We start from the raw sequence: 26,176 nt of genomic DNA on the forward strand, positions 1-26,176 counted from the left end.
TTCCCACTTGCGTATCCGCTGCAGGCGCACCGCACCCCTTCGATTCCATCGCCCACAGTCCGCAATCCGCGCCGCTGAACGAGCAGGGCAGCGCGGCTACATCGCTCAATAATGCTGCCCTCAAACTGGCCACGACCTTCCTGGTCGGGATTCATCCTAGACTTGGTGAGTCAGCCGTGGCAATGGGGCAAAGGGGACCTCCAGTTAAAGTTAGCCAACTGGAGTGCACGATGGGTGATGAGCTGGCGTCGCGGCTACCGGTGCAGTGGCTAATGGAGCGGCGGTCGGCAGTGCAATCGTGAAATTGAATTACGGCAGGGCATCGCCCGCGATCGGCTCCACCAAAACGGATAAACCAAGGCGCCACGCGCCAAACGAACCGCTCAGGCAGCGGCGAGCGGCATGGCGTCAATGGCCTGCAGCAGCCGCAGGTTGAGCGCGTGTTGCTGGGCCTGCCACCGGCCGAGTTCGCGCTCGTCCACTTCAGGCTGCTCATCGATCGCCGACAAGCGGCGTTTCCACCAGCTGCGGTAGCGGTAGCTGGAAACCTCGCCGGTAATGTCGCTGCCGACGAGGCCGCCCGTCAGGCTCTCGATGATCGCCATGGCGTGCACCGGCAGCATGCAGCCCTGGTCCCAGTTGGTGCGCGCCACCTGCGGAGCGAAGACGTCCTTGTCGATCGACAGATAGGTCGGCAGCGGCTGCGTGCGCTGCGCGGCGCAGAACGCCGCGACCATCGCATCGATGTCGGGGTAGCCGTGGAACGCCTGCGCCAAGCCCATGTGCGCGGCCCAAGCGACGTCCACGCCAACGCTCCAGTAGCTGAGCCGGCCACGGCGGAGCGGCGTCAGGTAGTTTTCCCAGGCGTGGCCGCGGCCGATGTCGGCGGAGCCGATGCCCACGACGTGCACATGGCGCACGCGCGGCAGCGCCGCCACCCGGCGCACCCAGGAACCGCAGTGCACGCCGAGCGGGAAGCGCATGTTGTCGGGATGGTTGTCCAGCACGACCACCTGGAATTCGCCCTTGCCCGGCACGCGCTCGATCAGGGGCCAGCTCAGGTGGTGAAAGTCGCCGCTGCCCAGCATGACGGTGCCGCAATCGGCGGGCAGCGTGTCGCCCAGCACGCCGCGGAAGCGCCGCAACGCGGCAAGCGAACAACTGAAGCGCAGCGTCTCCTGCCAATGCTCGAGCGGGATCACCAGCCGCTGCGGCAGCGCGCCGACGGAGTGGTCGAGGTCGAGCACCACGGTGCGCGTCATGAGGCGTCCCCGGCGGCATGCGGCTGCACGGGCCCGGCTTCGAAGAGGTGCGCGCAGCGGCGGAACACGAAGCGCAGCAGGGGATTGCGTACATACACCGCGTGGCGCGTGGTGCTGAAGCTTGCGCCAAGCTGGCGCTTGATCCCGGCATCGGTCCAGCCGGCCACGTAGTGGCTGAGGCCATGGCACCGCGCGTATTCCAGGTTTTCCATCCAGCTCACCACGTAGAGGTTGTACTCGTGCGCCTGCGGATAGGCCAGGCCAATGTACTTGTCCACCAGCATGCCGCGATGCACGTAGCAGAGGTTCCAGCCGATCAATTGGCCGTCCACACGATAGGTGAAGACCAGGCCTCCACTGCCGACGTCGCCCAACACGACGCGGAAGAACGCCTCGCTCAGCAGGTCGAAGTGGATCTCGCTCTGCGCGTAGACCTGGCGGTACAAGGCATAAAACTCCGCGAGCACGGACGGATCTGCGAACCGTGCATCGCCCGTGCGCAGGCAGTCGATGCCCAGCGCCTCGCGCGCACGCAGCTTGCGGCGGATGTTCTTGCGCCGGCTGCGTGACAGCCTGGCCAGGTAATCGTCCACCGAAGCGAAATCGATCGGCACCCAGGCCAGCGCCATGCCTTCGAGCAGCACGCAGCCGTGCGCCTCGCAGGCCTGTGCGAATGCTTGCGCCTGCGCGTTCTCGGCGGCGGGGAGGAGCGGCGTGGCATCACTGATGTCTTTCACGACCAGCAGCGCGCGCTCGCGCCGCCAGGTGTCGAACACCGCCGCGGCCAGCCGCTCCGGTGGCACGTCCGCTGGCAGCGGCATGAATTCGGTGACCGTGGCGCCGATGAAGCGGGTACGCCAGCGCAGGGCGCGCCCCCACAGGCGATAACCGGGCAGGCGCAGCACGCGGCGGCGCACGGCGTCATCGAGCGTGGTCAGCAGGTCGTACGGCGCCACGAACGCGGGCAGGCCGCAAGCCATGCGCGCGGCCTCGAAGCCGACCGGCGGATGGGCAAGGAACTGGTCCAGCAGTTGGCCCGGTTCCAGTTGCGCGATGTAGTCCATGCCCGGCCTGCCCGGTCGCGACGCGTCCGGCGGCGCCTCAGCTCGGCGCGCGGATCGCCAGTACGGCATTGAGGCCGCCGAACGCAAAGGAATTGCTCAAGGCCGCCCGCACCTGCATCGGCCGCGGCGCGTTGGGCGCGTAGTCCAGGTCGCAGTCCGGATCAGCCGCGACGTAGTTCATGGTGGGCGGCACCACGCCATCGCGCATGGCGCCCAGCACGGCCACCAGCTCCAGCGCACCGGAGGCGCCCAGTGCATGGCCGTGCATGGACTTGGTCGAGGACACCACGAGCTTGCCGGCACGCGGGCCAAACACGCGGTGGATGGCCGCGGTCTCGGCCACGTCGTTGGCCTGCGTGCCGGTACCGTGGGCGTTGATGTAGTCGACATCCTCCGGCGCCAGGCCAGCATCGGCCAGGGCCTGCGCCATGGCACGCGCACTGCCGGCTGGATCGGGCGCGGCAATGTCGCCTGCGTCCGCGCTCATGCCGACACCCGCGAGCTCGCCCAGGATCGCCGCGCCACGCGCGCGCGCGTGGGTCATGGATTCGAGCACGAAGATGGCCGCGCCCTCGCCCAGCACGAGGCCACGGCGGCCCCTGCTGAACGGGCGACAGGTGTCGTCGGCCACCACGCGCATGGCCTCCCAGGCCTTGAGCGAACCGAAGCCCAGGCAGGCCTCGGCGCCGCCGCTGACGACCACGTCGACCAGGCCGGCGCGGATCATGGCGGCCGCTTGGGCCAGCGCATGATTCGCCGAGGCGCAGGCGCTGGCCACGGCAAACGTCGGGCCATGCAGGCCGTGCGCGATGCTGATCTGGCTGGCTGGCGCATTCACCATCAGCCGCACGATGGTAAAGGGGTGCACACGTCCGGTGTGCTCCTCGTAGATCAGGCGGCTTTGTTCGTCATGCGTGGTCTCGCCACCGACACCGGTGCCGATGATGACGCCGGTGCGCAGCGCCAGGTCACCGGTGCCGAAATCGAGTCCGGACTGGGCGATCGCCTCCCCCGCCGCGGCCAGCGCGAGCTGCGAGCAGCGATCGAGCAGCGGCAGCGTCCGCTCGCTGCAGTGCTCGGCCGGATCGAAGCTTTCCGGCACCTGCGCGGCGACGCGGATGCGCATCTTGTCCGCGCGTGCATGGCGCAGCGGCCGGATGCCGGACTGGCCTTCGCGCAAGCCCTGCCACAGGCGTTCGGCGCCCTCGCCGAACGCGCTGACCGCGCCCATGCCGGTGATCGCGACACCCGAAGCAAGCGGCTGGGTCACGCGGCAGCATCCGGGCCGGCGGCTTTTGCCGCCAGCGCCTTGGCCACCGCATCGATCAGGCTCTGCACCGTATCGGTGTCGAAGTTCGCGCCCTCGTCGGGGATCGTGATGTCGAAGTGTGCCTCGATGTCGAAGATCATCTCGATCGCGTCCAGCGAGGCGATGCCGAAATCCTTCAGCGTCGACTCGGGCTTGATCGCCGCCGCGTCGACCTTGGCCTGCTTGGCGACAATCGCGATCACCTGGCTGGCGACTTCGTCCGGGGAAAGAGTTTCGGTCATGGGTATCTCCGCTTTGCGCGATGCGCGGCCGCGGCCGCTCGGCAGCTCACAGGCTCCGCTTCGCCTTGGTGATGAGCTGGTCCAGCAACATGATAGCCAGGTCGATTTCCTCGTCGCTGATTTCCAGCGAGGGCGCCAGCGTGATGACGTTCTTGTACCAGCCACCCACATCCAGCACGAGGCCGATCGGCTTGCCCTGGTGCGTGAGGTCGCCGGCCAGGCCGATGTCGACCATGCGGTCGAGCAGCGCCTTGTTCGGGGTGTAGCCGTCCCCGGTGCAGATCTCGGCACGCAGCGCGAGGCCAAGGCCATCCACGTCGCCGATCTCCTTGTGGCGCTTCTGCAGGTCGCGCAGGCCATCCAGGAAGTGCGCGCCCTTGCGCGGCACGCTGGCCTCGTAGTCCATCTCCCTGCCCATGCGCAGCACTTCGAGGCCAAGCGCAGTCCCCAGCGGGTTGGAGTTGAACGTGGAGTGCGTCGAGCCGGGCGGAAACACCGTCGGGTTGATCAGCTCCTCGCGCGCCCACAGTCCCGACAGCGGGTTGAGGCCGTTGGTCAACGCCTTGCCGAACACCAGCACGTCGGGCTTGACGCCAAAGTTCTCGATCGACCACAACTTGCCCGTGCGCCAGAAGCCCATCTGGATCTCGTCCACCACCAGCAACACGCCGTATTGATCGAGTACTTTCTTCAGATCCTTGAAGAAGTTCGGCGGCGGAATCACATAACCGCCGGTGCCCTGGATCGGCTCGACGTAGAACGCCGCGTACTCGCACTGGTTGGTCTTGGGATCCCATACGCCGTTGTATTCGGTCTCGAACAGGCGGGCAAACTGGCGCACGCAGCTGTCCGAGTATTCCTCCGCGCTCATGCCCTTGGGCCGGCGGAACGGATACGGGAACGGCAGGAACATCGCGCGCTCGCCAAAGTGGCCGAAGCGGCGGCGGTAGCGGTAACTCGAGGTGATCGACGAGGCGCCCAGGGTGCGGCCGTGGTAGCCGCCCTCGAACGCGAACATCAGGCTCTTGCCGTGCGTGTAGTTGCGCACCAGCTTCAGCGAATCCTCGATTGCCTGCGCGCCGCCGACGTTGAAGTGCACGCGGCCGTCCAGGCCGAACTTCGCCTTGGCGTCCAGTGCCACGGCCTTGGCCAGCTCGATGCGGCTCTGGTGCAGGTACTGGCTGGCCACCTGCGGCAGCAGGTCGATCTGCGCCTTGAGCGCGTCGTTCAGGCGCTTGTTCCCGTAACCGAAATTGACTGCCGAGTACCACATCTGCAGGTCCAGGAACGGCACGCCGGCGGTGTCGAACATGTAACTGCCGTGGCAACTGCGGAAGATCTTCGGCGGGTCGACGTAATGCACGGTATCGCCGAAGGAGCTGTACTTCGCCTCGTCGGCGAGCAGCTCGGCGTCATCGATCACCAGGCTGGCGTGCTTGTCAAAAACGTTCATGCGGACCTCTCAGGTCGGATTTCAGGCAGCCGCGGCCTCGGTGAAGGCGGGAGCCGTCTCGGCGTCCAGACGGCCGTCGAGCAGGAGCGGCAGGAATTCGAGCGCATCCTTGAAGCCGGTAATCGGCACGTAGGGGATGCCGGCGGCGCGACAGTGCTCGATCAGGCGGTGTTTGGCGAAAACAAAATCGACCTGGTTCGCGGCGCAGAAATCCGATGCACCATCACCAATCAGCAGGGTACGCGCACCACTGCTGCGCGCCTGCGCCACACACGCGCATTTGCAGGTGCCGCTGGCACAGTCAGCGGCCTGGCAGGGCGAAGTCAGCTGCCAGCGCTGCGGCGGCGTGGCCGGCTGCAGGTGATTGGCCGCGACGGGCAGGTCATCGAGGCCATAACGGCCAAGGATCTGCTGGATGGCGTAATCGAGCCCATCGCTTACCACGCGGATTGGCACGCCAAGTGCGCGCGCCTTGGCCACGAACGCGGGGAAGGCGTGGTCAATCCACAATCCGGCCAGGTGTTCGTCCAGTTCCTCGCGGCTCACGTCCAGCAGCGCCACCTGCGCGCCCATGCATTCGCGCGAACCGATGCGGCCCGCGCGCCAATCGCGCTCCAGCTTTTCCCAGCCGGGTCGGCCGTAGCGGTCGAGCAGCGAGTCAATGACGTCTTCCACGGCAATCGTGCCGTCGAAATCGCACAGGATGGTCCAGGAGGACATGGGGTCAGCCGCATCGCTATTGGGATCGACCGCCACCCTAACGCGCGCTCTCTTTCCGCCGCCTTTCCGCTGCACGGTGCACTTCACCCATAGCCATTCGCTGCCCCGGCTCTCAGCCCGCGGAAGCGTCGCGGTCGGCCACGCCGGCGAGGTAGGCCATGCGCTGCGCATCGGCCAGGATGCCATGCAGGATGCGCACTTCGCGCTCGTCCATCTGTGCGCGCTGGAAGAGCTTGCGCAGGCGCAACACCACGGTCGTCGACGTGCGGCCCTTGTGGAAATCGATGTCGTCGAGCGTCTGCTCCAAATGCGTGAAGAATTGTTCCATTTCCACGGCATCCGCGGGCCGCTCGACAGCGCTCGCGGGAACGCCCGGCGGCGCCTCGGCGAGCATGGCCAGGCGCATCTCGTAGGCCATCACCTGTACCGCCTGGGCCAGGTTCAGCGAGCTGAAATCGTCCACGCTCGGGATGCGCACCATGCCATGGCAATGCGCCAGCTCGGAATTTTCCAGGCCAGTGCGTTCGTTGCCAAACACCAGAGCCACCTGTTCGCCGCGCACGGCGGCGGCCAGCGCCTGTTGCGCACCCTCACGCGGCGACCACTCCGGCAAAGCCACGCCGCGCCGTCGCGCCGACAAGCCAATGGCCAGGCTGCACCCGGCCAGGCCGGCGATCATGTCCGCATGCACGCCCGCCGAGTCCAGCACGGCATCGGCGCCGGCGGCCATGGCAATCGCTTGCGGATCGGGAAAGCGGGTTGGCGCGACCAGCTCCAGGCGCGTGAAACCCATGGTGCGCATGGCCCGCGCGGCGCTGCCGATATTGCCCGGATGCGCCGTGCGCACGAGCACGAAGCGGAACGGAACCGTGGCATCGGCAAGCGTCGGCATGTGCGGCAGCAAGCGGCGGAAAGGCACCAAGAATAGTGCATTGGCCGCGCGCATTGGCCGGCCCGCGCCGGAGCGCAGGCAGGCCTCTGCTAGAATCCACGCCCCACCCCACCACGTTCGCACCCATCCATGTCCCGTCCTGCCGTCACGATCGCGGCGCGCGCCGCGCGCGCCGCGGGCAACATCATCCTGCGCTACATGAACCGCATCGATGCGCTGCATGTGGTCGAGAAGCACCAGCTCGATTTCGTCTCCGAGGTCGACAAGCTGGCCGAGAAGGAAATCATCCGCGAGCTGCGGCGCGCCTACCCGGACCACGCAATCCTGGCCGAGGAGAGCGGCGCGAGCGGCAAGAACCCGCTGACCTGGGTCATCGACCCGCTCGACGGCACACACAACTACCTGCGTGGCATCCCGCATTTCTGCGTCTCCATCGCATTGCTGGACAAGGGCGTCCCGATGCACGGTGTGGTGTTCGATCCGTTGCGTGACGAGCTCTACACCGCCAGCAAGGGCGATGGCGCGGTACTCAATGACCGGCGCCTGCGCGTTTCCCGCCGCGAAAGCCTGGACGGCGCAATGATCGCCACCGGCTTCCCCTTCCGCCAGCGCGAGCACGTGGACGCCCAGCTCGCCATGACCCGAGCGCTGCTCGAGCGCGCCGAGGATATCCGCCGCATCGGTTCGGCCGCGCTCGACCTCGCCTACGTCGCGGCAGCGCGTTTCGACGGCTATTTCGAGACCGGCCTGAAGCCGTGGGACCTCGCCGCAGGCGTGCTGCTGGTCCAGGAAGCGGGCGGCCAATTCGGGGATTTCGCCGGCCGCGAAGGCATCCCTGCCAGTGGCAACCTGATCGCCGGCAACCACCACATCGTGCAGGGCATGACCGAGGTCATCCGCGCCCACGCCACTCCGGCGCTGCTGTAGCAATCCGTACCCAGGCGGCCGCCTGACGGCACGCGGCGGCGGATGTCGTCGCACTTGATCCTGGACATGGACAGCGTGCATGACGCGCGGGATGCTGCCGGGACGGCGGCGCACCCAGCCGCGCCGTGATCCGAGTCGAGGAGAGAGCATGATCGTCGCATCCGTCAAGGAGCTGGCCAGGTTCCAGCCGCAGCGTTTCACCCCGAATGTATTGGCCCAGACTGCACACAGCCGCACCATGGTCGTCGGCCTGGAGCCGGGACAGGCCATCCCGGTGCATCACCCAGGCAGCGACATCACCATGCTGGTGCTGGAAGGCCAGGCCACCCTGGTGGCCGGCAACGAGGAACTGGAGCAAGCCGGACCGGGTGCGATGCTGGTCGTCGGGGCCGGTCAGGCGCGCGGCATCCGCGCCGACCAGCGCACCACCGTGCTGGTGGTGGTGTCACCGCCGCCGACCGACGCCGACCACGGCGAGGTGATGGAGCATTTCCGCAACGGCACCTGGCGATAACAACGCCGGCGTAAGCTGGCACCAATGCATCCCACGCCGAGGAGTTGGCATGCCGAAGGTAGATTTGACTGCGAAGCAGCGCGCTTCCAAGCACTGCACGCATACAGACGCGGCATTCGAGGTGAGCTATGCCAAGCGCGTGTGCGAAGAATGCGCTGCCAACGGCGACACCTGGGTACAACTGCGCATCTGCATGACCTGCGGCCACGTCGGTTGCTGCGACAGCTCAAAGAACCGCCATGCGAGCGCGCATCATGCCGCCACCGGCCACCCGATCATCAAGACGATCGAGGCCGGCCCCGACTGGGCATGGTGCTACGTCGACGACGCCTACCTCGATTGAGACATCCGCCGTCGCTGGAAACCAGAGGAGCACCACGCATGGCTACGGTTCCACTCAGCGCAACGCTGGCCAGCCAGCACCGCCAGATCGACGACGGCGTACAGGGCATCATCGATGGCCATGGCAGTCTCGACAACCTGGCCGCCACCATGGACCTCCTGCGCCGGCACCTGTACCTGGAAGAGGCGCTGCTGTTCCCGCCGCTGATGAAGGCAGGCCTGGCCATGCCGGTCTTCGTCATGAAACGCGAACACGGCCAGATGTGGCCACTGCTGACGAGCCTCTCCACGGCCTGCGCTGCGGCAACGCCGGTGGCGGAACTGCACGAGCCGGCGCGCCAGCTGTTCCAGTTGCTGCAGATCCACAACACCAAGGAAGAACAAATCGTCTACGCCGCCGCCGACCGCCTGGACGACGCCGCCCTGGCCGCGGCCATCGGCCATGCCAACGCACCCGAAGGCTGGGTCTGCGCGACGGCGCCGCATTGACCTCGAGCGCGTCAACCACAGCCGGGGGACACCGGCCAGCGCTGTTCGTCCTGGGCGCCGCCGACCCGGAAATGCACGCGATCGAGGAGCTGCTCGCCGGACTCGGCCTGCCGTTTGTGTTCGCCACCATCGGCAGGAAGCGGGTCTACCCGGGCAACGCCTACCGCGCCGTCATGCCGCCGGCGGCAATGGCCGCCCTGCACATGGACAAGGACGTCTACCTGGTGGAATGCGTCGGCGATGCGCCGCGCGCTGCACGACGCATCGACCACCACCGCCCGGGCGACCCTGGCTACGGGCAGCCACCCACCGGGTTCTGGGCCGCCTCCAGCCTCGGCCAGACTGTGGCGGTGCTGCGCGCGCAACTGGCCTGCGACATCGTGGTGACGCCGAGCATGCGCCTGGTGGCCGCCGCCGATCATTGCCTGGGCGCCGCCTATCGCGGTGAGTGTCCGGCTGTCGAGCCGGACGCGCTGCTCGCCTGGCACGTGGCCTCGCGCGCGGCCTTCGAACAACGCTCGAGCGTCGCATTGCTGCGCGACGTGGCAGCTTCGCGGCTGGCCTTGCGCGAGGCGCCGCGGATGGCCCTGGCGCCAGGCATCGAGGTCGCCGACATGCGTGCACAGGCAGTACCCGAGCTGCTGCTCGCCGCGGCCCGCGAGGGGCAATGCTGCCTCTCGGCGGTGAAGGTCCGCGACGGCCGCACCAAGATCGGTTGCCTGGTTGGCTCATCACGGCAAATCTCCGCCTTCATGCAGTCGTGGGCGCCAGCGCAACACCTCGTCGACATTTATGGCGATCCGGTACGCGGCTTTGCCGGCGCTTACGTCGCCATGGACGCTCCCGGTTGAGTGGGCAAGCACCCCACTCGTGCTTCGGCGCGTAACACGCGATGCAACTTGAGTTCAAGGTGGCAGGGACGCATGTGGTCCAGTGTTGCCACTGCGGCGACGGCGCCGCCTGGCAGCGCTGTCCAACTTCAGTTCGAGGAACGATACGATGCGCCATCTCTTGCCATATGCGGTTCTTGCCGCTGACGCCCATGCGGCGAGCGGCGGTTCGACTCCCAGCGGCCTGGTCACCTACTCACTTGATCCGGGACATACCGAGGTCGTTGCGCGCTGGAATCATTTCGGCTTTTCCACCCCCGCCGCCGTGTTCTGCCAGATCCGGGGCACGCTGACTTATGCTGCCGACCAACCCGAGCGCTCGCGGGTGGAAGTGACCATCCCGGTTGCCAGCGTGCGGACCACGGTACCCAGGCAGGACGAGCATTTCCGCAGCGTGGAGTTCTTCGACGCGGCGCAGTTCCCCGAGATCCATTTCCGGAGTACCAAGGTCGAACGCGGCCCTGCAGCCGGGAAGTTGCTGGTGACCGGCACGCTCACCATCCGCGGCATCAGCAAGCCGGTAACCCTCGACGTGCACGTCAACCAGGTCGGCATGCACGGCATGCACAACGTGCCGGCTGCGGGCTTCGACGCCACCACCCAGATCAACCGCTCGGAATTCGGCATGGGTGCCTACGTGCCGGCGGTGAGCGACCGCATCGACCTGCGCATCACGGCCGAGGCAGTCGAGAGCAAGGCCTGGGCCGCGATTGTCGATAAAGGGGACGTGACAAATTAATCCATGACCCGTCACGGTCAAATCCGCTGCGTCCGCTCCACTGGTTTAATTTGGCCACGCCCCTTTATTTTTCTTTATTTTCGGCCACGGCATGCTGCAGCAGCTCGGCCAGGCGCAGCACGCCAGGGTTGGCGCAGTCACGGTCGGCAAAGGCCAGGTACAAGTCTGCGTAACGTTCGGCCCCGGTCTCCAGCTGCAATTGCTTGAGCGCACCTGACGCCAGTTCGTCGCGTACCACATCCTCCGGGTACCAGGCAAAGCCGAGCCCCATGCATACGGCGCGGATCGAGGTGGCCTTGTGGCTGACAGTCCAGCGCGCCTCCGCCGCCAGCCAGCCAGCATCGCGTTTGCGCGTCGCGCCGGAATCGCGGATCACCAGTTGCCGATGGCGGCGCAAATCGCGCTGTGTCGCCGCGCGGCCCAGGTGCTGCAGGGGGTGGCCTGGCGCAGTCACGGCAATGAAACGCAAGCGCAGCAGGGGATCACCGAGGAAACCCTGCGGTAGGATGCCAGTGATCACGAGATCGGCGTGACGCTCGCTCAGCGCTTCTTCGGTACCCCCCAGTACGGTTTCGAACAACTCGATACGCGTCGCCGGCCATTCCTCGCCGAAGCGCTGCAGGGCCTGCAGCAAAAGCCAGGTCGGAAATACCGTCTCGACCGCCAGGCGTACTTCGGTCGCGCCGCCCTTGGCCAGTTCGCCAGCCGCGCTTTCCAGGGCCGCCGCCTCGTCCAGCAGGGCACCGGCACGACGGTACAAAACCTGGCCGGCCGCAGTCAGGACGGCCTTGCGCCCATGCACCGCGAACGCCTTGACGCCCAAGGTCTGTTCCAACTTCTGCACCGCATAGGTGATCGCGGACTGGCTCTTGTGCAACTGCCCAGCCGCGGCCGCGTAGCTTCCCGCTTCCACCACGGCACGCAATGCCCGCCAGTGCTCCAGCGGGACGCGTGGTCCACGAGGATTGCCCGTCGTCATACTTATCAGTTTATCCAATGTATAGCCCGATAATTTTGCGCTATTCAATCAACAAACGTAATTGTAGATTGTCTACATCGGCCACCGGGCCCAAGCACGCAGGAGCAAGCGACATGGCAAAGGTATTGGTTCTGTACTACAGCAGTTACGGCCATATTGAGCAGATGGCCCAGGCCGAGGCTGAGGGTGCGCGCCGCGCCGGCGCCGAAGTCGCCATTCGCCGCGTGCCGGAAACCGTGCCGATGGACGTCGCCAAGCAGGCCCACTTCAAGCTCGACCAGCAGGCCCCGCTCGCCAGCGTGGCCGAGTTGACCGAGTACGACGCGATCATCTTCGGCACGCCCACGCGCTTCGGCAATGTCGCCGCGCAGATGCGCAGTTTCCTGGACCAGACCGGCGGCCTGTTTGCCGCCGCCAAGCTGGCCGGCAAGGTGGGCGGCGTCTTCACCAGCTCGGGCCAGCAGCACTGGGGGCAGGAGACCACGATCAAGTCGTTCCACAATCTGTTGTTCCACCACGGCTTCATCGTGCTCGGCGTGCCGCCGACCACCCCCGGCCTGCATGTGATCGACGAGGTCAGCGGCGGCTCACCCTATGGCGCGAGCACGATTGCCGGTGGGGATGGTTCGCGCCAGCCCAGCGCCAACGAGCTTGAGATCGCACGCGCCCAGGGCGAGTACGTGGCACGTATCGCGGCCAAGCTCGCGGCGGCCGAGTCCCGCGTCGTCGGTGCGGCAGCCCCGGCCGATACGGCTGAGGAAGTTGCCGCCTGATCCACCCGCAAGCCGGTACCGCCACGCACGACAGGAGCGAACAGTACCGGCTGCACGCATCGAGTCCACTGCGAGGAGGTAGCAACCATGCTCATCGTTCGCCCGGCCGCCGAGCGCGGCCACGCCAATCACGGCTGGCTGGACTCCTGGCACAGCTTTTCCTTCGCCGACTACCACGACCCCCGACACATGCATTGGGGACCGCTGCGCGTGATCAACGAGGATCGCGTGCAACCCGGCCAGGGCTTCGGCACCCACAGCCATCGCGACATGGAGATCGTCAGCTACGTGCTGGAAGGCGCGCTCGGGCATCAGGACTCGATGGGCAACCGCTCCAGCATCGTGCCCGGCGAAGTGCAGCGCATGACTGCCGGCACCGGCGTCACCCACTCCGAGTTCAACCACGACCAGCACGCCATCACCCACTTCCTGCAGATCTGGTTCCTGCCGGCGCAGACCGGGCTCACCCCGGGCTACGAGCAGAAGACCTATGCGGAATCCGAAAAACGCGGTCGCTTGCGCCTCGTGGTGAGCCCGGATGGGCGCGAAGGCTCAGTGCGCATCCACCAGGATGCCTGCATGTACGCCGGCCTGTTCGATGGTGACGAGGCTGCCAGCCACGATCTCGCGCCAGGCCGCCTGGCCTATGTGCATGTGGCGCGCGGCGCGGTCACGGTGAACGGCCAGCGCCTGCGCGCCGGCGACGCGCTGCTGTACCGCGACGAACCGCACGTGACAATCGCCGACGGCGCGCAGGCCGAAGTATTGGTCTTCGACCTCCCCTCCTGATCCCACCTCGCGTCCCGGCCCGTTCCCTGCCGGGGCGCGCCAGTATGCGATGACCTCGTTGTTGCTGTTCGGCCATGCCGCGGGTTTGGACCAAGAGCTTCAGAGCTTTCGCGCGCCAAAGGCGCACGAAACGCTCTTGATTTAAAGCAGCAAAAGCGGAACCGCGGGGACGCTAGTGCGCGCCGAATTCGCGCACCATCTGGGTCATGGTGCGACCGACGCAGGCGGCGTCGCAACGACCGGCAAGGTAGCCCGAACCGCAGGCCATCAGCTCAGCCAATACATCCTGCAGCTGTTCGGCGTCCGCGCCATGCGCGCGGCCATCGCCGCCCATGGCCCGCTCCTGCTCGGCATAAGTACGCACGGCCTTGACCATGGCGTGGGCCATGTGGTCGGCATCGACTTTGCCGTGCAGGAAATCCGGCCCGACCGCCACCGCCTGGTCGACCGCCGCGCGCATGCGCGCTACCTGCGTCGCCGCGCCCGCGGCCCCAGCCGGTGATCCGGCCACTGGATTGCTTTGCATCATCCGCTCCTTGCAGTTGTCGCCCGCACCATTATGCGTCCGTTTGCCGGGACCGCGACAGCGCGCAAGAACCGCCCACCTGCGCCAGCCCGACTGCGCGACTGGCCTGCGCCCCGTACGGATTGCTCGTCGGCCGACCCCAGGCATCGACCAGCGACGCTGTCGATTCCCGGGCCGCCCGTTCGTCACCTCCATACCACCGGCCGTGCCGGGATACGGGAGGACAATCATGCGCGTCATGGTGATCGTGAAAGCCACCGCCGAGTCCGAAGCCGGCGTCATGCCGGACAGCAAGGGCTTGGCCGAGATGGGCAAGTTCAACGAACAACTGGTCGAAGCCGGCATCATGCTGATGGGCGACGGCCTGCGCCCGACGTCCAAAGGGGCACGGGTACGCTTCGACGGCACGCAACGCCGGGTCATCGACGGCCCGTTCACGGAAAGCAAGGACCTGATTGCCGGCTTCTGGCTGTGGCAGGTGCGTTCGCTCGAAGAGGCCATCGAATGGATCAAGCGGGCGCCGTTCGACGGCGGCGCTGAAATCGAGCTCCGGCCGCTGTTCGAAGTGGACGATTTCGGCGACGCCGCCACACCGGAAATCCGGGCTCGCGCGGCGCGCGTGCGCGAGAAAATAGCCAGGCACTGAACCGTGCCGGATGCAGCACTTGCGGGAGGCCCCAGGCAATGGTGTGATCGGGGACCATGACCGCGACCGATACCCATCGCAGCATCGAGGCAGTGTGGAAAATCGAGGCGCCACGCCTGATTGCTGCCCTGGCGCGCATGTTGCGCGATGTCGGCCAGGCCGAGGACTTGCTGCAGGAGGCGTTGCTGGTCGCCCTCGAGCGCTGGCCGCGCGACGGCGTGCCGGGCAATCCCGGGGCCTGGCTCATGACGACGGCCAAGCGCCGCGCCATCGACATGTTGCGCCACCGGCAGATGCGCGATGCCAAGCGCCCCGCACTCGAATATGAGCTCGGGAACGGGCCGATAGCGCCTGCACCGGACCAGGCCGACATGCTGGACGACGACATTGGCGACGACCTGCTGCGGCTGATCTTCACCGCTTGCCACCCCGCGCTGGGCCGCGACATGCAAGTGGCGCTGACCTTGCGCATGCTGGGCGGCCTCACCACCCGGGAAATCGCCCGCGCGTTCCTGGTGCCGGAGGCGACCGTCGCCCAGCGCATCGTGCGCGCCAAACGCATGCTGGCGGAGAAGCAGGTTCCCTTTTGCGTGCCCCGCGGCGAGGACCTCGCATCCCGCCTGGCCAGCGTGCTCGAGGTGATCTACCTGATCTTCAACGAAGGCTATACCGCCACCGCGGGCGACGCCTGGGCCCGACCGGACCTGTGTGAGGAAGCATTGCGCCTGGGCCGCGTCCTGGCCGAGCTGGCGCCGGACGAAGCCGAGGTCCACGGCCTGGTCGCATTGATGGAGATCCAGGCCTCGCGGCTGCATTCGCGCAGCCGCGCCGACGGCACGCCCATCCTGCTGCTGGAGCAGGACCGTACACGCTGGGACCGCCTGCTCATCCAGCGCGGATTGGCGGCGCTGCTCCGCGCGCAGAAGCTCGGCGGCGCGGACGGCAGCTATGCGCTGCAGGCGGCCATCGCCGCCTGCCATGCACGCGCCCTGCACGCGGACGACACCGACTGGCCAAGCATTGCCGCGCTGTACGCCCGCCTGGCCGCCGTGGCGCCCTCGCCGGTGGTCGAATTGAATCGCGCCGTCGCGGTATCGATGGCCGATGGCCCGGCGGCAGGACTGGTGCTGGTCGACGGACTGTGCCGCGAGGGCGCGCTCGCCCGCTACCACCTGCTGGCCAGCGTACGCGGCGACCTGCTGTTCAAGCTGGGCCGGCACGCCGAGGCGCGGGCCGAGTTCGAGCGCGCGGCGACACTCACCGGCAACACGCGCGAATCCACGCTGCTGCAGCAGCGCGCCGCGGCGTGCGCCGCATGACGGAGGGAGGCCCAGGCATGTCCTACCTGTTGATGGTACTCGAGCCCCACGGGCAACGCGCCCAGCGCCGCACCGCCGAGGCCCACGACGCCTACGCCCGCATGCAGGCCTATGCCGACGAACTCAAGACGCGCGGCGTATTGCGTGCGTATTCATCCCTGCGCAATGACGCCGAGGGCCAACGCCTGCAAGTCCGCGGCGGCAAGCAAACGGTACGCGACGGGCCATTCACGGAGGCCGGCGAGATGATCGGCGGATTCTTCCTGGTGGACTGTGCAACGCGGGAGCAGGCCCTGGAATTGGCCGCCAGGTGCCCGGCGGCGCAGTGGGCCACGCTCGAGGTGCGGGAAACCGGACCCTGCTACCTGGGCTGACCGGCCCGCTGCGGCCGAGCGTGCGGCCACACTGAACCCGCGGCCGCCTGATCCGGCGCATGGTCGATTTCGGCCCTCTCCATTCGTCGCCTTGGCAAGACCCGCCGGCCGAGGATCGGCAGCATGAGCCAACCCCACGCGACCAACGCTCCGCCGCATCCCAGGATCCAGGGCACCTCCACACTGCCCACGATCACGGCCTTTGCCCGCTCGCCGGACCGCGGCAGGGGCCTGGCGCGCGACATGCGCGTGCGCTGGGCGCTCGAGGAAGTGGGCCAACCCTACCAGGTACGCCTGCTTTCGTTCCCGGCCTTGAAGGAGCCGGCGCACCTTGCCCTGCATCCGTTCGGACAGATCCCCACCTATACGGAGGGCGATCTCGTCCTGTTCGAGTCGGGTGCGATCGTGCTGCATATTGCCGAGCACCATGCCGGCCTGCTGCCAGTGGACGCCAATGCCCGGGGCCGCGCATTGGCATGGATGTTTGCCGCGCTGAATACGGTGGAGCCGCCCATCCTTGAACTCGCCAACGCCCGGTTGCTGGAAGCCGGGCAGCCCTGGAGCAAGGCGCGCCTGCCAGTGGTGGAAGGGCGCGTGCACGACCGGCTGGGCCAGCTCGCGAACCGACTCGGCCATGCCGATTGGCTCGACGGTGGTTTCAGCGCCGGCGACCTGCTGATGGTGGCGGTGCTGCTCAGGTTGAAAGCCTCAGGCATGTTGGATGCCCACGCCAAGCTCGCCGCCTACGTCGCCCGCGGTGAAGCACGCCCCGCCTACCAGCGTGCATTTGCCGCCCAGCGGGCGGTTTTCGATGCGGCGCCACCGATCGACTGAGCCCCGCCGGGTCCAGTGTTTTATTTCCATCCGACAACGAGGATTGTCCTATGTCCCATCCCAAGCGAAAAATCGCCGCCTGCCTGTGGTTTGACGGCAACGCCGAGGAAGCCGCCCGCTTCTATGCCGAGACTTTTCCCGATTCGCGCGTCGACGCGGTCGTCCGTTCGCCGGCCGATTACCCGGCAGGCCATTCCGGCGACGTGCTGGTCGTCGAGTTCACCGTGCTGGGTATGCCGTTTATCGGCTTGAACGGCGGGCCGCAGTTCCATTTCGACGAAGCCGTCTCGTTCCAGGTCTACACCGGCGACCAGGGCGAGACCGACCGCTACTGGGACGCGATCATCGGCAATGGCGGCGCGGCCAGCGAGTGCGGATGGTGCAGGGACCGCTACGGCCTGTCCTGGCAAATCACGCCGCGCGTGCTGATCGATGCCTTGTCCAGCTCCGATCGTGCCGCTGCCCGCCGCGCCATGCAGGCCATGATGCAGATGCAGAAGATCGACGTCGCCGCGATCGAAGCGGCTGTGCGCGGGGCCTAAACCGTCGCCACGCGCTGTCGAAGCGCGGTGCCGGCGCGCGGCGCGGTGCAGCGCCTGGCGCGTCAACGCGTGGCATCGCCGCGCTTGGCCAGCGCGGCCCGCAGGTGCTCGAGCGTCTTGCCGCCGAATCCCGGCAGGGCGTCGAGCGCGCCCCGCTCGATTGCCCGCTCCAGGTCGGCGGGGCCCTCGATGCCGAGCTTGCGGTACAGCAGGTCCACGCGCTTGACACCCAGCCCAGGCAGTTCCAGCAAATCCGCGAGACCTGCCGGCACGCGCTCCTCGAGCTTCTCCAGCTGCGGCAAACTGCCGGTGCGCACGATGGTGGTGATCTTATCGGCCAGGATCTTGCCGATGCCGGGCAAGCCTTCGAGCTCACGCCCTTCGCCGACCAGGGTCGCCATGTCCTGGCCGGTGCTGGTCAGGAAGCGCACGGCATTTCGGTAGGCGCGGACACGGAACGGGTTGGCGCCGTCGATTTCCAGCAGGTCGGCGTAGCGCGTGATGAGGCGCGCGATTTCCGCATTGTCCACTGCCATGCCAATTGCCCTCCGCGACACGCACTCCGCCACCGCCGCATGCCGTGCCATCATGCGCCGGCAGCCTGCCCGCCCGCCAGCCAGCCAACCGCGGACGACATTGGCCGCACGGCGGCATACGACCGCGCCCCACCCGGCGCCAACGCGCGGTGCGGGTTCGCCAGAGCGCATCATGCCGGTACAGCTTTCCGGCCACAGGAGGTCACCATGGATACCCCAGACATCGGGCAGCGTCGCGCCGCCTTCCGTCAATTGCACGCCAGCGGCTGCTTCGTCATCCCCAATCCATGGGATCCTGGTTCGGCGCGCTGGCTGGCACAGCTCGGCTTCAAGGCGCTGGCGACCACCAGTTCGGGTTATGCGTTTTCGCGCGGCGAAGCCGATGGCGCGATCGCGGTGGATGAGGTGTTGCGCTACTGCCGGGAGATGGTCGAAGCCACGGTCTTGCCGGTCAACGCCGACTTCGAGGACGGCCACGCGCGGGATCTCCGGCAGCTCGCCGCCAACGTGCGCCGCTGCGTGGATACCGGCGTCGCCGGGCTGTCGATCGAGGACGCCACCGGCGATGCCGCGCAGCCGTTGTATGCGTTGGATGATGCCGTGGCACGCCTGCGCGCGGCGCGCCAGGCGATCGATGCCAGCGGCCAGGACGTGCTGCTGGTCGGTCGCGCCGAATGCTTCCTGACCGGGCACCCGCAGCCGCTCGACGAAGCGCTGCGCCGCCTGGTCGCCTACGCCGGCGCCGGCGCCGACTGCCTGTATGCGCCGGGCCTGCGCACGCGCGAGCAGATTGCCGCCGTGGTCGAGGCGGTGGCGCCCAAACCGGTGAACGTGCTCATGGGCTCGGCCGCGCCGTTCACCGTGGCCGAACTGGCCGCCCTCGGCGTGCGCCGGATCAGCGTCGGCGGTGCGCTGGCGCGCGCGGCATGGACCGGTTTCATGGCTGCCGCCAAGCCACTCGCCGAAGGCCGCTTCGATGGCCTGGCCAACCTGGTCGGCTATGGCGAGCTCACCCGATGTTTCAAGCACGCGTGACCAAGACGGCGGCGAGCGGCTCCGCGCCCGCATTGGTGGCAAGCGCAGGCCTGCTGGCACTCGCGGTGGCCATGGGCGTAGGCCGCTTCGCCTTCACCCCGATCCTGCCGATGATGCAGGCCGACACCGGCTTGTCGTTGGCCGCCGCCGGGTGGCTCGCCGCGGCGAACTACCTCGGTTACCTGGTCGGTGCGCTGGCTGCGGCGCGCCTGACGACGGCGTGGGCCGTACGCGGCGGCCTGGTACTGATTGCGCTGGTCACTTTCGGCATGGGGATCGCGCACGGACTGGGCATGCAATCGGTGTTGCGCCTGATTGCCGGCATCGCCAGCGCCTGGGTGCTGGTGCACGTGTCGGCGTGGGCGCTGGGATGGCTGGCCGAGCTGCAACGGCCGGCAACCAGCGGCGTGGTGTTTGCCGGAGTGGGGATAGGCATCGCCGGCGCTGGCCTGCTGTGCATGTTGATGATGCGGACTGGCATCGACGCGGATCGCACCTGGCAGATCTTCGGCGCGGTGTCGCTGGTCCTGGTGCTGCCGATCTGGGCCGCGTTTGGCCGGCTGCCGCAGGATGCGCAAGCGGCGCCCACCGCGCCTGCGCTACGCCGCAGCCGATGGCACGCAGACCAATGGCGGCTGATCGCTTGCTATGCGGCTTTCGGCTTCGGCTACATCATCCCGGCCACCTTCCTGCCGGCGATGGCGCGCCAGCACCTCAGCAACCCCGCGGTGTTCGGCTGGGCGTGGCCGGTGTTCGGCGCGGCGGCGGCGCTGTCGACCTGGGGCGTGTCGCGCTGGCTGCAGGCGCGCAACATCCGCCGGCTGTGGGCCGATTGCTACCTCCTGATGGCGGCTGGCGTCGTGCTGCCGGTGGTCTGGCCGTCGCTCACCGCGATCCTGCTCGCCGCGCTGCTGGTGGGCGGCACCTTCATGGTGGTGACCATGCTCGGCCTGCGCGAGGCGCGCCGCGTGGGCGGTGTCGACGCCACCCGCTTCATCGCCGCGATGACCGCGGCGTTTGCCGTCACCCAGGTGCTCGGCCCACTGGTGGTCAGCGCCGTCGCCCATCTCGCCCACGGCCTGGCTGCCGCGCTCTCGCTCGCCGCGCTGGTGCTGGTGTGGGCAGCGGCCATACTGTGGCGCTCGGCCCGATAGCATCTGCCCACTGCCCGCCGGTAGAGCCACGGCATGTACCGGCAAGCCGCACCCAACCTGGCATCATGGTCGGTCCCGCGCAGTGAGCCGGCCCCATCCCTGCTTCGATGACTATTGCCATGTACCGGAAGATCCACGCGGTGCTGTTGCTTGGCGCCCTGTTCGCGCTCAACCCGCTGCTGCCGACGTCGGCTGCCGATCTCCGCGCGGCAACGGCGCCGCAGGCATCAGTAGCGGCGGCACAAGAGGACGCAGCACAAACTATCGGCCAACGGCGCGAGGGCGTGTTGTTCTGGTCGCAGGCCAAGCGTGAGGTGGATTTTCCTCGCATGTACCGGATCTTCCCCGCCGACCTGGTGCCCCATGGTGCCAAGCCGCATCCGTTGCCCCAGGGCGCGCCGCTCGCCCCGGAGTGGAACGATCCGGCAATGACGTTGGACGGCTATATGCAGGGCCACCACATCGCCGGGGTGATGGTGCTGCAGGACGGCCGCGTGCGGCTGGCGCGCTACGCGCCGAACTTCGGCCCGGAGCAGCGCTGGACGTCATTCTCGGTCGCCAAGTCGGTAACTTCCGTGCTGGCCGGCATCGCCCTGCAACAGGGCTATATCCGTTCGCTCGACGACACGGTGGACACCTACATCCCGGCGCTCAAGGGCAGCGCCTACGCCCAGGTGACCGTGCGCCAGCTCATGACCATGACCTCGGGCGTGCGCTGGAACGAGGACTATGCGGACGCGCAATCGGACGTTGCACAGATGTACCGCGGCGCCTGCGTGCCTGGCGAGTCAGCCGCGGTGAGCTACCTGAAGCGACTGCCGCGCGCCTGGCCACCGGGGACCCACTTCAACTACAACACCGCCGAGACCGACCTGCTGGGCGACCTGGTACAACATGCCACGCGCCGGTCGCTGGCCGCCTGGCTGGCGGCGACGATCTGGAAGCCCTACGGCATGGCCGCCGACGCCTACTGGATCAAGGACGGCTGCAGCGACAGCGACACCGGCGGCAGCGGCCTGTCGGCCACGCTGGCCGACTATGCGCGCTTCGGCCAGTTCATGCTCGACGGCGGCAAGGTGGCTGGCCAGCCGGTGATCGCCGCCGCCTGGCTCGCGGGCGGGCTGGACCAGCAGCAGGCGCTGGAAGAGCCCGGCCGCGGGTACGGCTACCTGTGGTGGACCGACGCCGACGGCAGCTTTGCCGCGATCGGCATCTTCGGGCAGATGGTCTATGTCGATCCCCACCGGCACCTGGTCATCGCCCAGGTGGCCGCCTGGCCGGTCGCCACGAGCAAGGCGCAGATCGCGGCGCGCAACGCGTTCGTGGCCGCGGTCAAGCGCGCGGCCGGGCTCCCCGGCGCCAAGTGAGTCCGAGCCGGCCGGCGGCGCCGTCACGCCGGGCGGCCTTGAAAACGCCGCCGGCGGACGGCATTACCAGGGGATCGGCGCGGCATGACGCCGGAACCCGAGGCCAAGCCCATGTATGACACCTCCGCCTATGTACCGCCGAAAATCTGGACCCCAGGCAAGCCCAATGGCGGCAAGTTCGCCAACATCAACCGGCCAGTGGCCGGGTCGACGCATGAGCAAGCCTTGCCGGTGGGCAAGCACCCGCTGCAGCTGTATTCGCTGGGCACGCCCAACGGCCAGAAGGCCACGATCATGCTCGAGGAGTTGCTGGCCGCGGGCCACAAGGAAGCGGAATATGACGCCTGGCTGATCGACATCGGTGCCGGCGACCAGTTCTCCAGCGGCTTTGTCGCCGTCAATCCAAACTCCAAGATCCCCGCCCTGGTCGACCGCAGCGGCCCACAACCGATCCGCGTGTTTGAATCCGGCGCCATCCTGGTCCACCTCGCCGAGAAATTCGGCACGCTGTTGCCGACGACGCCGGCCGCACGCGCCGAATGCCTGGCCTGGTTGTTCTGGCAAGTCGGCAGCGCACCGTTTGTCGGTGGTGGGTTTGGCCATTTTTACGCCTATGCGCCGGAAAAGATCGAGTACGCGATCGACCGCTATGCGATGGAAGTCAAGCGCCAGCTGGACGTGCTGGACCGCCAGCTCGCCAAGCACGAGTACGCGGCCGGCGAGCACTACACGATTGCCGACGTCGCGATCTGGCCGTGGTACGGCGGCCTGGTGCGCAACGAGGTGTACCACGCCGCCGAGTTCCTCTCCGTGCGTGATTACCGGCACGTTTGCCGCTGGGCGGACACCGTTGCGGCACGACCCGCCGTGCAGCGCGGGCGCGCCGTCAACCACACCGCGGATGACGGCACCACGCTGCGTGAGCGCCACGCCGCCAGCGATTTCGACACGATCCGCTGGCAGTTGCCAAGCTAGCAGGTGGCGCCGCGTTCCTGCTGTCTGGTACCGCGCCATTGCGCGATCACCCGCGTGGCAGCCACGCAAGCCGACCAGCCGAGAGTCACGTGTCCGCCTCGCCAGCGACGGTACGGCTGGAGGTCACAACACGCGCCGTTAACGGCCTAGGCCCATACCATGCGACTTGCCGTTCACGCACTGGATGCCGATGTATCTCGCCGGATTGGGCACAGCGACGCCTGCGCAGCGCTACACCAAAGCCGACTGCTGGGCAGCGTTCACGGTATCGCCGTGGTTCGAGCGGCTGGATCGCCGCGCGCGCGCGATCGCGGAGTTCGTGTTGTTGCGCGACAACGGCATCGAGGCACGGCGGCTGGCGGTCGATTCGCTGCATGAGGTGTTCGCCATCGATCCGGACACGCTGCACGCGCGTTTCCTGGCACATGCGCCAGCGCTGGCCACGCAGGCGGCGGAACGGGCGCTGGCTGATGCCGGATGCACCACGGACGACATCGACGCCGTGGTCATCAGCACCTGCACCGGCTATCTGTGTCCAGGCCTGACCAGCTACGTCGCCCAGCGGCTGGGGTTGCGCCCGGACGTGCAGGCGCTGGACTTGGTCGGGCAAGGCTGCGGCGCGGCGTTGCCGAACTGGCGCATAGCCGCGACTTTGCTGGCGTCAGGCCATTGCGAGCGCGTGCTGTCGGTGTGCGTGGAAGTGTGCAGTGCGGCGATGTATCTGGACAACGATCCGGGCGTGCTGATCAGCGCCTGCCTGTTCGGCGACGGGGCCGGCGCCGCTGTGCTGTGCGCAAGGCAGCCGGCCGGCCGGCGCGCAGTGCGCTGGCGGGCGGCCGCCTCGCTGATCGATCCGGCGGCGCGCGACGCCCTGCGCTTCGAACAACGCGATGGCCTGCTGCGCAATATCCTGACCCGCGAAGTGCCGGCCATGGCGGGCGACTACGCCGCGCGCGTGCTGGCCACGGCGCTGACCGGCCAGGGCCTCACGCGCGCGGACCTCAATGGCTGGATCCTGCACGCCGGTGGCCGCGATGTGCTGGCTGCGCTGCGCGAGCGGCTCGACCTGACCGAGGCCGACCAGCGGCACAGCGCGGCGATGCTGCGCGAGTACGGCAATCTCAGTAGCGCTTTCGTCTACTTCGTGCTGCAGGCGGCGCTGACCGATGCGATGCCCGGCGGGCTGTGGTGGATGGCCGCTTTCGGCGCCGGCTTCAGCAGTTATGGCGCGTTGCTGGAAGTGACATGAGACGACCGTGGTCCGAGCCATGCTGAAATCGCGAGCGCTCAAGCCGGAATGGCTCGATACGCTGGCCGCGGATGATCCGCGCGCGCGTCGCTCGCGTGGCGACTTGCGCCGCATCAACCGCTTGATGGGTACGTCTCCCTTGCTGGCGCGCTCGCTGGATACGCTGCTTGCACGCACACCGGGCGCGCCCCTGGTCGAACTCGGCGCCGGTGACGGCAGCCAGGCATTGCATCTGGCCCAACTCCTGTCGCCTCGCTGGCCGAAGCTCACGTTGAGCTTGCTCGACCTGCATCCAGTGATCAGCGACACGAAACGGCACGGCTTCGATGCGCTGGGTTGGGACGTGCAGGTGATCCAGGCTGACGCGCTTGAGTGGCTGGGATGGGCGCCGTCAATGGCGGAAACAACCGCACGCCCGATCATGTTCGCCAACCTGTTCGTGCATCACTTCGAGGGTGCACGGTTGCACGCGCTGCTGGCGGGCATCGCCGACCGTGCACAAGCCTTCGTGTGCCTCGAACCGCGTCGCTCGGCGACCGCCCTGCTGGGCAGCCAGCTGCTCGGCGTGATCGGCTGCAACGCGGTCACCCGGCACGATGCCGTGGTCAGCGTGCGCGCCGGCTTCGCCTCGCAGGAGTTGTCGTCGTGCTGGCCGAATGCCAGCGGCTGGTTGCTCCACGAGACAACCGCTGGCCTGTTCAGCCACCACTTCGCGGCCGAGCGCCAGCCGCCATGAGCAACGCCTACGACGCAATCATCGTGGGCGGCGGTCCGGCCGGTTCGACCGCCGCCATCCTGCTGGCACGGGCGGGCTGGTCGGTGGCAGTGGTGGAGAAGCATGCGTTTCCGCGGCGCAAGGTCTGCGGCGAATGCATCGCCGCGACCAATCTGCCGCTGCTCGATGCGCTGGACGTGGGCGCCGCGTTCGCCGCCCTTGCCGGACCGGAATTGCATCACGTCGGCCTGTTTGTCGGCTCGCATGAACTGGTGGCGCCGCTGCCGCGCGATGGCGGCTCCACCCATCCGTGGGGACGGGCGCTCGGACGCGAGCATCTCGACAGCCTGCTGCTGCAGCGCGCCGCGGCGGTCGGCGCCACGCTCTGGCAACCGTGGACGGTCAAGTGCATCATCCGCGAGGGCGACCGGCACATCTGCCAGTTGTCGGCGGGGCAGCGCGGCGCCACCGCGACGCTCAGCGCGCCAATCCTGATCGCGGCCCATGGATCGTGGGAGCGCGATCCGGCCGGCGCCAGCGTTGCGTCCGCGCCACACCGCGGCGACCTGTTCGGTTTCAAGGCCACGTTTGGCAACGCCGACATCGCGGCGGGGGTGTTGCCCGTGCTGGCGTTCGCCGGCGGCTACGGCGGCGTGGTGCTGGGTGACCACGGGCGCACCACGTTCGCGTTCTGCATCCGGCGTGATGCGCTGCGCGACTGCCGCGCCCGCCAGCGCGGCTTGCCGGCGGCGCTGGCCGCCGCCGCGCACGTGCACACGCAATGCATGGGGGTACGCCGCGTGCTGGCGACGGCCATGCTGGTGGCGCCGTGGCTCAGCACGGGTCCGATTCGTCCGGCCATCCGCGAACCCTGGCGCGGCAATGGCATGTTCGCGATCGGCAACGCCGCCGGCGAAGCGCACCCGATCCTGGGCGAGGGCATCAGCATGGCGATCCAGTCCGCGTGGCTGCTGTGCGAACGCTTGCTGGCGCGGGAAGCGGACCTGCGCGCCGAATCCGCACGGCGCACAGACTCGCTGAACGAGGTCGGGCGCGATTATGCCGCCGCCTGGCGCCGCAATTTCGCGCCGCGCATCCGCCTGGCGGCCGCTTTCGCCCACCTGGCGATGCGGCCGGCGTTGTCCTGTCCGCTGCTGCCCGTGCTGCAACACTGGCCGAATTTGCTGACCACCAGCGCGCGCTTCGGCGCCAAGGTGCGCCACGTGGTCTAGTCAAACATCGGTGGGCCGGTCGACGAAGCCGGGCCGCGCCATCCTGACCCACGCATCCGCAAGGACGTCGTCCGCTGGGGAATGTTTGATCCGGAGCTGGGCAATGCCTTTCCAGCCCGCCAGGATGGCGCGGCGGCGCAGCTCTTCCGCGGCTGGTGCCAACGGATTGGCGAAGGCCGACGGCGCCCCGGCCAGGCCAGCCAGGCCCAGGCCGGCGCTCAGCAAGTCGTCGTGGCCACGATGCACGGTGGTGCGGACTTCGGCGTCATCAACCTCGCTCATCGTCGA

General features: G+C 68.0%; 31 protein-coding genes. 20 read left to right on the top strand and 11 right to left on the bottom strand.

All coding sequences use genetic code 11. The annotated features are described in order from the left end of the window. Positions 1-383: 383 nt before the first annotated feature. From AC3WJB_RS00510 to AC3WJB_RS00540, 7 genes are all read right to left on the bottom strand, one after another. Positions 384-1,262, bottom strand: coding sequence for an arginase family protein (locus AC3WJB_RS00510; protein ID WP_492677627.1), 879 nt, complete (start codon positions 1,260-1,262; stop codon positions 384-386). Then, positions 1,259-2,326: a GNAT family N-acetyltransferase gene (locus tag AC3WJB_RS00515; RefSeq protein WP_492677629.1), complete on the bottom strand. Its 1,068-nt coding sequence runs from the start codon at positions 2,324-2,326 to the stop codon at positions 1,259-1,261. The genes AC3WJB_RS00510 and AC3WJB_RS00515 overlap by 4 nt, the downstream gene beginning before the upstream one ends. Before the next feature lie 37 nt (positions 2,327-2,363). Next, entirely contained in the window at positions 2,364-3,596 is a 1,233-nt protein-coding gene (locus AC3WJB_RS00520) for a beta-ketoacyl-[acyl-carrier-protein] synthase family protein (RefSeq protein ID WP_492677631.1), read from the bottom strand. Continuing rightward, the gene (locus AC3WJB_RS00525; RefSeq protein WP_492677633.1) at positions 3,593-3,877 is read right to left on the bottom strand and encodes a phosphopantetheine-binding protein; all 285 of its coding nucleotides are present in this window, start codon (positions 3,875-3,877) and stop codon (positions 3,593-3,595) included. The genes AC3WJB_RS00520 and AC3WJB_RS00525 overlap by 4 nt, the downstream gene beginning before the upstream one ends. 46 nt (positions 3,878-3,923) lie before the next feature. Further along, positions 3,924-5,330: an aspartate aminotransferase family protein gene (locus tag AC3WJB_RS00530; RefSeq protein WP_492677635.1), complete on the bottom strand. Its 1,407-nt coding sequence runs from the start codon at positions 5,328-5,330 to the stop codon at positions 3,924-3,926. Between the two features lie 21 nt (positions 5,331-5,351). Further along, positions 5,352-6,050: an MtnX-like HAD-IB family phosphatase gene (locus tag AC3WJB_RS00535; RefSeq protein ID WP_492677637.1), complete on the bottom strand. Its 699-nt coding sequence runs from the start codon at positions 6,048-6,050 to the stop codon at positions 5,352-5,354. A gap of 112 nt (positions 6,051-6,162) precedes the next feature. Further along, on the bottom strand, positions 6,163-6,942 hold the full coding sequence (locus AC3WJB_RS00540; RefSeq protein WP_492677639.1) for an RNA methyltransferase: 780 nt from the start codon (positions 6,940-6,942) through the stop codon (positions 6,163-6,165). 129 nt (positions 6,943-7,071) lie between these two features. Here AC3WJB_RS00540 and AC3WJB_RS00545 point away from each other — a divergent pair, with 129 nt between their 5' ends. The 6 genes from AC3WJB_RS00545 (at position 7,072) to AC3WJB_RS00570 (ending at position 10,843) form a co-directional block, all read left to right on the top strand. Beyond that, positions 7,072-7,869, top strand: a complete 798-nt coding sequence (locus AC3WJB_RS00545; RefSeq protein ID WP_492677641.1) for an inositol monophosphatase family protein — start codon at positions 7,072-7,074, stop codon at positions 7,867-7,869. A gap of 148 nt (positions 7,870-8,017) precedes the next feature. Then, complete coding sequence (locus tag AC3WJB_RS00550) at positions 8,018-8,383, top strand: cupin domain-containing protein (RefSeq protein ID WP_492677643.1); 366 nt, start codon at positions 8,018-8,020, stop codon at positions 8,381-8,383. A gap of 49 nt (positions 8,384-8,432) precedes the next feature. Beyond that, complete coding sequence (locus AC3WJB_RS00555) at positions 8,433-8,726, top strand: UBP-type zinc finger domain-containing protein (RefSeq protein ID WP_492677645.1); 294 nt, start codon at positions 8,433-8,435, stop codon at positions 8,724-8,726. 38 nt (positions 8,727-8,764) lie between these two features. After that, positions 8,765-9,214, top strand: a complete 450-nt coding sequence (locus AC3WJB_RS00560) for a hemerythrin domain-containing protein (protein ID WP_492677647.1) — start codon at positions 8,765-8,767, stop codon at positions 9,212-9,214. A gap of 71 nt (positions 9,215-9,285) precedes the next feature. Next, positions 9,286-10,065, top strand: coding sequence for a hypothetical protein (locus AC3WJB_RS00565; RefSeq protein ID WP_492677649.1), 780 nt, complete (start codon positions 9,286-9,288; stop codon positions 10,063-10,065). 148 nt (positions 10,066-10,213) lie between these two features. Next, positions 10,214-10,843, top strand: coding sequence for a YceI family protein (locus tag AC3WJB_RS00570; RefSeq protein ID WP_492677651.1), 630 nt, complete (start codon positions 10,214-10,216; stop codon positions 10,841-10,843). Between the two features lie 64 nt (positions 10,844-10,907). Here the strand turns inward: AC3WJB_RS00570 and AC3WJB_RS00575 are convergent, their stop codons facing one another. Next, entirely contained in the window at positions 10,908-11,822 is a 915-nt protein-coding gene (locus tag AC3WJB_RS00575) for a LysR family transcriptional regulator (RefSeq protein ID WP_492677653.1), read from the bottom strand. Between the two features lie 113 nt (positions 11,823-11,935). Between AC3WJB_RS00575 and wrbA the strand changes: the two genes are divergently transcribed. Both wrbA and AC3WJB_RS00585 read left to right on the top strand, forming a co-directional pair. Beyond that, positions 11,936-12,595, top strand: coding sequence for an NAD(P)H:quinone oxidoreductase (gene wrbA, locus AC3WJB_RS00580; protein WP_492677655.1), 660 nt, complete (start codon positions 11,936-11,938; stop codon positions 12,593-12,595). An 87-nt stretch (positions 12,596-12,682) separates the two neighbouring features. Further along, on the top strand, positions 12,683-13,384 hold the full coding sequence (locus AC3WJB_RS00585; RefSeq protein ID WP_492677657.1) for a pirin family protein: 702 nt from the start codon (positions 12,683-12,685) through the stop codon (positions 13,382-13,384). Between the two features lie 172 nt (positions 13,385-13,556). Here AC3WJB_RS00585 and AC3WJB_RS00590 read toward each other — a convergent pair whose 3' ends face one another. Continuing rightward, on the bottom strand, positions 13,557-13,910 hold the full coding sequence (locus AC3WJB_RS00590) for a hypothetical protein (RefSeq protein WP_492677659.1): 354 nt from the start codon (positions 13,908-13,910) through the stop codon (positions 13,557-13,559). A gap of 229 nt (positions 13,911-14,139) precedes the next feature. On the opposite strand from AC3WJB_RS00590, the gene AC3WJB_RS00595 reads away from it, so the two are divergent. The 5 genes from AC3WJB_RS00595 (at position 14,140) to AC3WJB_RS00615 (ending at position 17,625) form a co-directional block, all read left to right on the top strand. Continuing rightward, the gene (locus AC3WJB_RS00595; protein ID WP_492677661.1) at positions 14,140-14,556 is read left to right on the top strand and encodes a YciI family protein; all 417 of its coding nucleotides are present in this window, start codon (positions 14,140-14,142) and stop codon (positions 14,554-14,556) included. Between the two features lie 56 nt (positions 14,557-14,612). Then, positions 14,613-15,875, top strand: a complete 1,263-nt coding sequence (locus tag AC3WJB_RS00600; protein WP_492677663.1) for an RNA polymerase sigma factor — start codon at positions 14,613-14,615, stop codon at positions 15,873-15,875. 17 nt (positions 15,876-15,892) lie between these two features. Further along, positions 15,893-16,249, top strand: coding sequence for a YciI family protein (locus AC3WJB_RS00605; protein WP_492677665.1), 357 nt, complete (start codon positions 15,893-15,895; stop codon positions 16,247-16,249). 123 nt (positions 16,250-16,372) lie between these two features. Further along, positions 16,373-17,083, top strand: a complete 711-nt coding sequence (locus AC3WJB_RS00610; protein WP_492677667.1) for a glutathione S-transferase family protein — start codon at positions 16,373-16,375, stop codon at positions 17,081-17,083. A 50-nt stretch (positions 17,084-17,133) separates the two neighbouring features. Next, entirely contained in the window at positions 17,134-17,625 is a 492-nt protein-coding gene (locus AC3WJB_RS00615; protein WP_492677669.1) for a VOC family protein, read from the top strand. A 62-nt stretch (positions 17,626-17,687) separates the two neighbouring features. Here the strand turns inward: AC3WJB_RS00615 and AC3WJB_RS00620 are convergent, their stop codons facing one another. Continuing rightward, positions 17,688-18,161: a helix-hairpin-helix domain-containing protein gene (locus tag AC3WJB_RS00620; RefSeq protein WP_492677671.1), complete on the bottom strand. Its 474-nt coding sequence runs from the start codon at positions 18,159-18,161 to the stop codon at positions 17,688-17,690. A 207-nt stretch (positions 18,162-18,368) separates the two neighbouring features. Between AC3WJB_RS00620 and AC3WJB_RS00625 the strand changes: the two genes are divergently transcribed. The 7 genes from AC3WJB_RS00625 (at position 18,369) to AC3WJB_RS00655 (ending at position 25,888) form a co-directional block, all read left to right on the top strand. Beyond that, positions 18,369-19,196 (top strand): isocitrate lyase/PEP mutase family protein, encoded by an 828-nt coding sequence (locus AC3WJB_RS00625; RefSeq protein ID WP_492677673.1) that lies wholly within the window; start codon positions 18,369-18,371, stop codon positions 19,194-19,196. Then, positions 19,178-20,350 (top strand): YbfB/YjiJ family MFS transporter, encoded by a 1,173-nt coding sequence (locus AC3WJB_RS00630; protein WP_492677675.1) that lies wholly within the window; start codon positions 19,178-19,180, stop codon positions 20,348-20,350. The genes AC3WJB_RS00625 and AC3WJB_RS00630 overlap by 19 nt, the downstream gene beginning before the upstream one ends. Positions 20,351-20,469: 119 nt before the next feature. Beyond that, positions 20,470-21,717 (top strand): serine hydrolase domain-containing protein, encoded by a 1,248-nt coding sequence (locus tag AC3WJB_RS00635; RefSeq protein ID WP_492677677.1) that lies wholly within the window; start codon positions 20,470-20,472, stop codon positions 21,715-21,717. Between the two features lie 84 nt (positions 21,718-21,801). Next, positions 21,802-22,692: a glutathione-dependent disulfide-bond oxidoreductase gene (gene yghU / locus AC3WJB_RS00640; RefSeq protein ID WP_492677679.1), complete on the top strand. Its 891-nt coding sequence runs from the start codon at positions 21,802-21,804 to the stop codon at positions 22,690-22,692. Between the two features lie 190 nt (positions 22,693-22,882). After that, positions 22,883-23,941, top strand: a complete 1,059-nt coding sequence (locus tag AC3WJB_RS00645) for a type III polyketide synthase (protein ID WP_492677681.1) — start codon at positions 22,883-22,885, stop codon at positions 23,939-23,941. 19 nt (positions 23,942-23,960) lie between these two features. After that, positions 23,961-24,677: a class I SAM-dependent methyltransferase gene (locus AC3WJB_RS00650; protein WP_492677683.1), complete on the top strand. Its 717-nt coding sequence runs from the start codon at positions 23,961-23,963 to the stop codon at positions 24,675-24,677. After that, entirely contained in the window at positions 24,674-25,888 is a 1,215-nt protein-coding gene (locus tag AC3WJB_RS00655) for an NAD(P)/FAD-dependent oxidoreductase (protein WP_492677685.1), read from the top strand. Before AC3WJB_RS00650 ends, AC3WJB_RS00655 begins: the two co-directional genes overlap by 4 nt. Here the strand turns inward: AC3WJB_RS00655 and AC3WJB_RS00660 are convergent, their stop codons facing one another. Then, the gene (locus AC3WJB_RS00660; protein ID WP_492677687.1) at positions 25,889-26,170 is read right to left on the bottom strand and encodes a 3-hydroxybutyrate oligomer hydrolase family protein; all 282 of its coding nucleotides are present in this window, start codon (positions 26,168-26,170) and stop codon (positions 25,889-25,891) included. Positions 26,171-26,176: the final 6 nt, after the last annotated feature.

This window comes from Rhodanobacter sp. FW510-R10 (assembly GCF_058781105.1).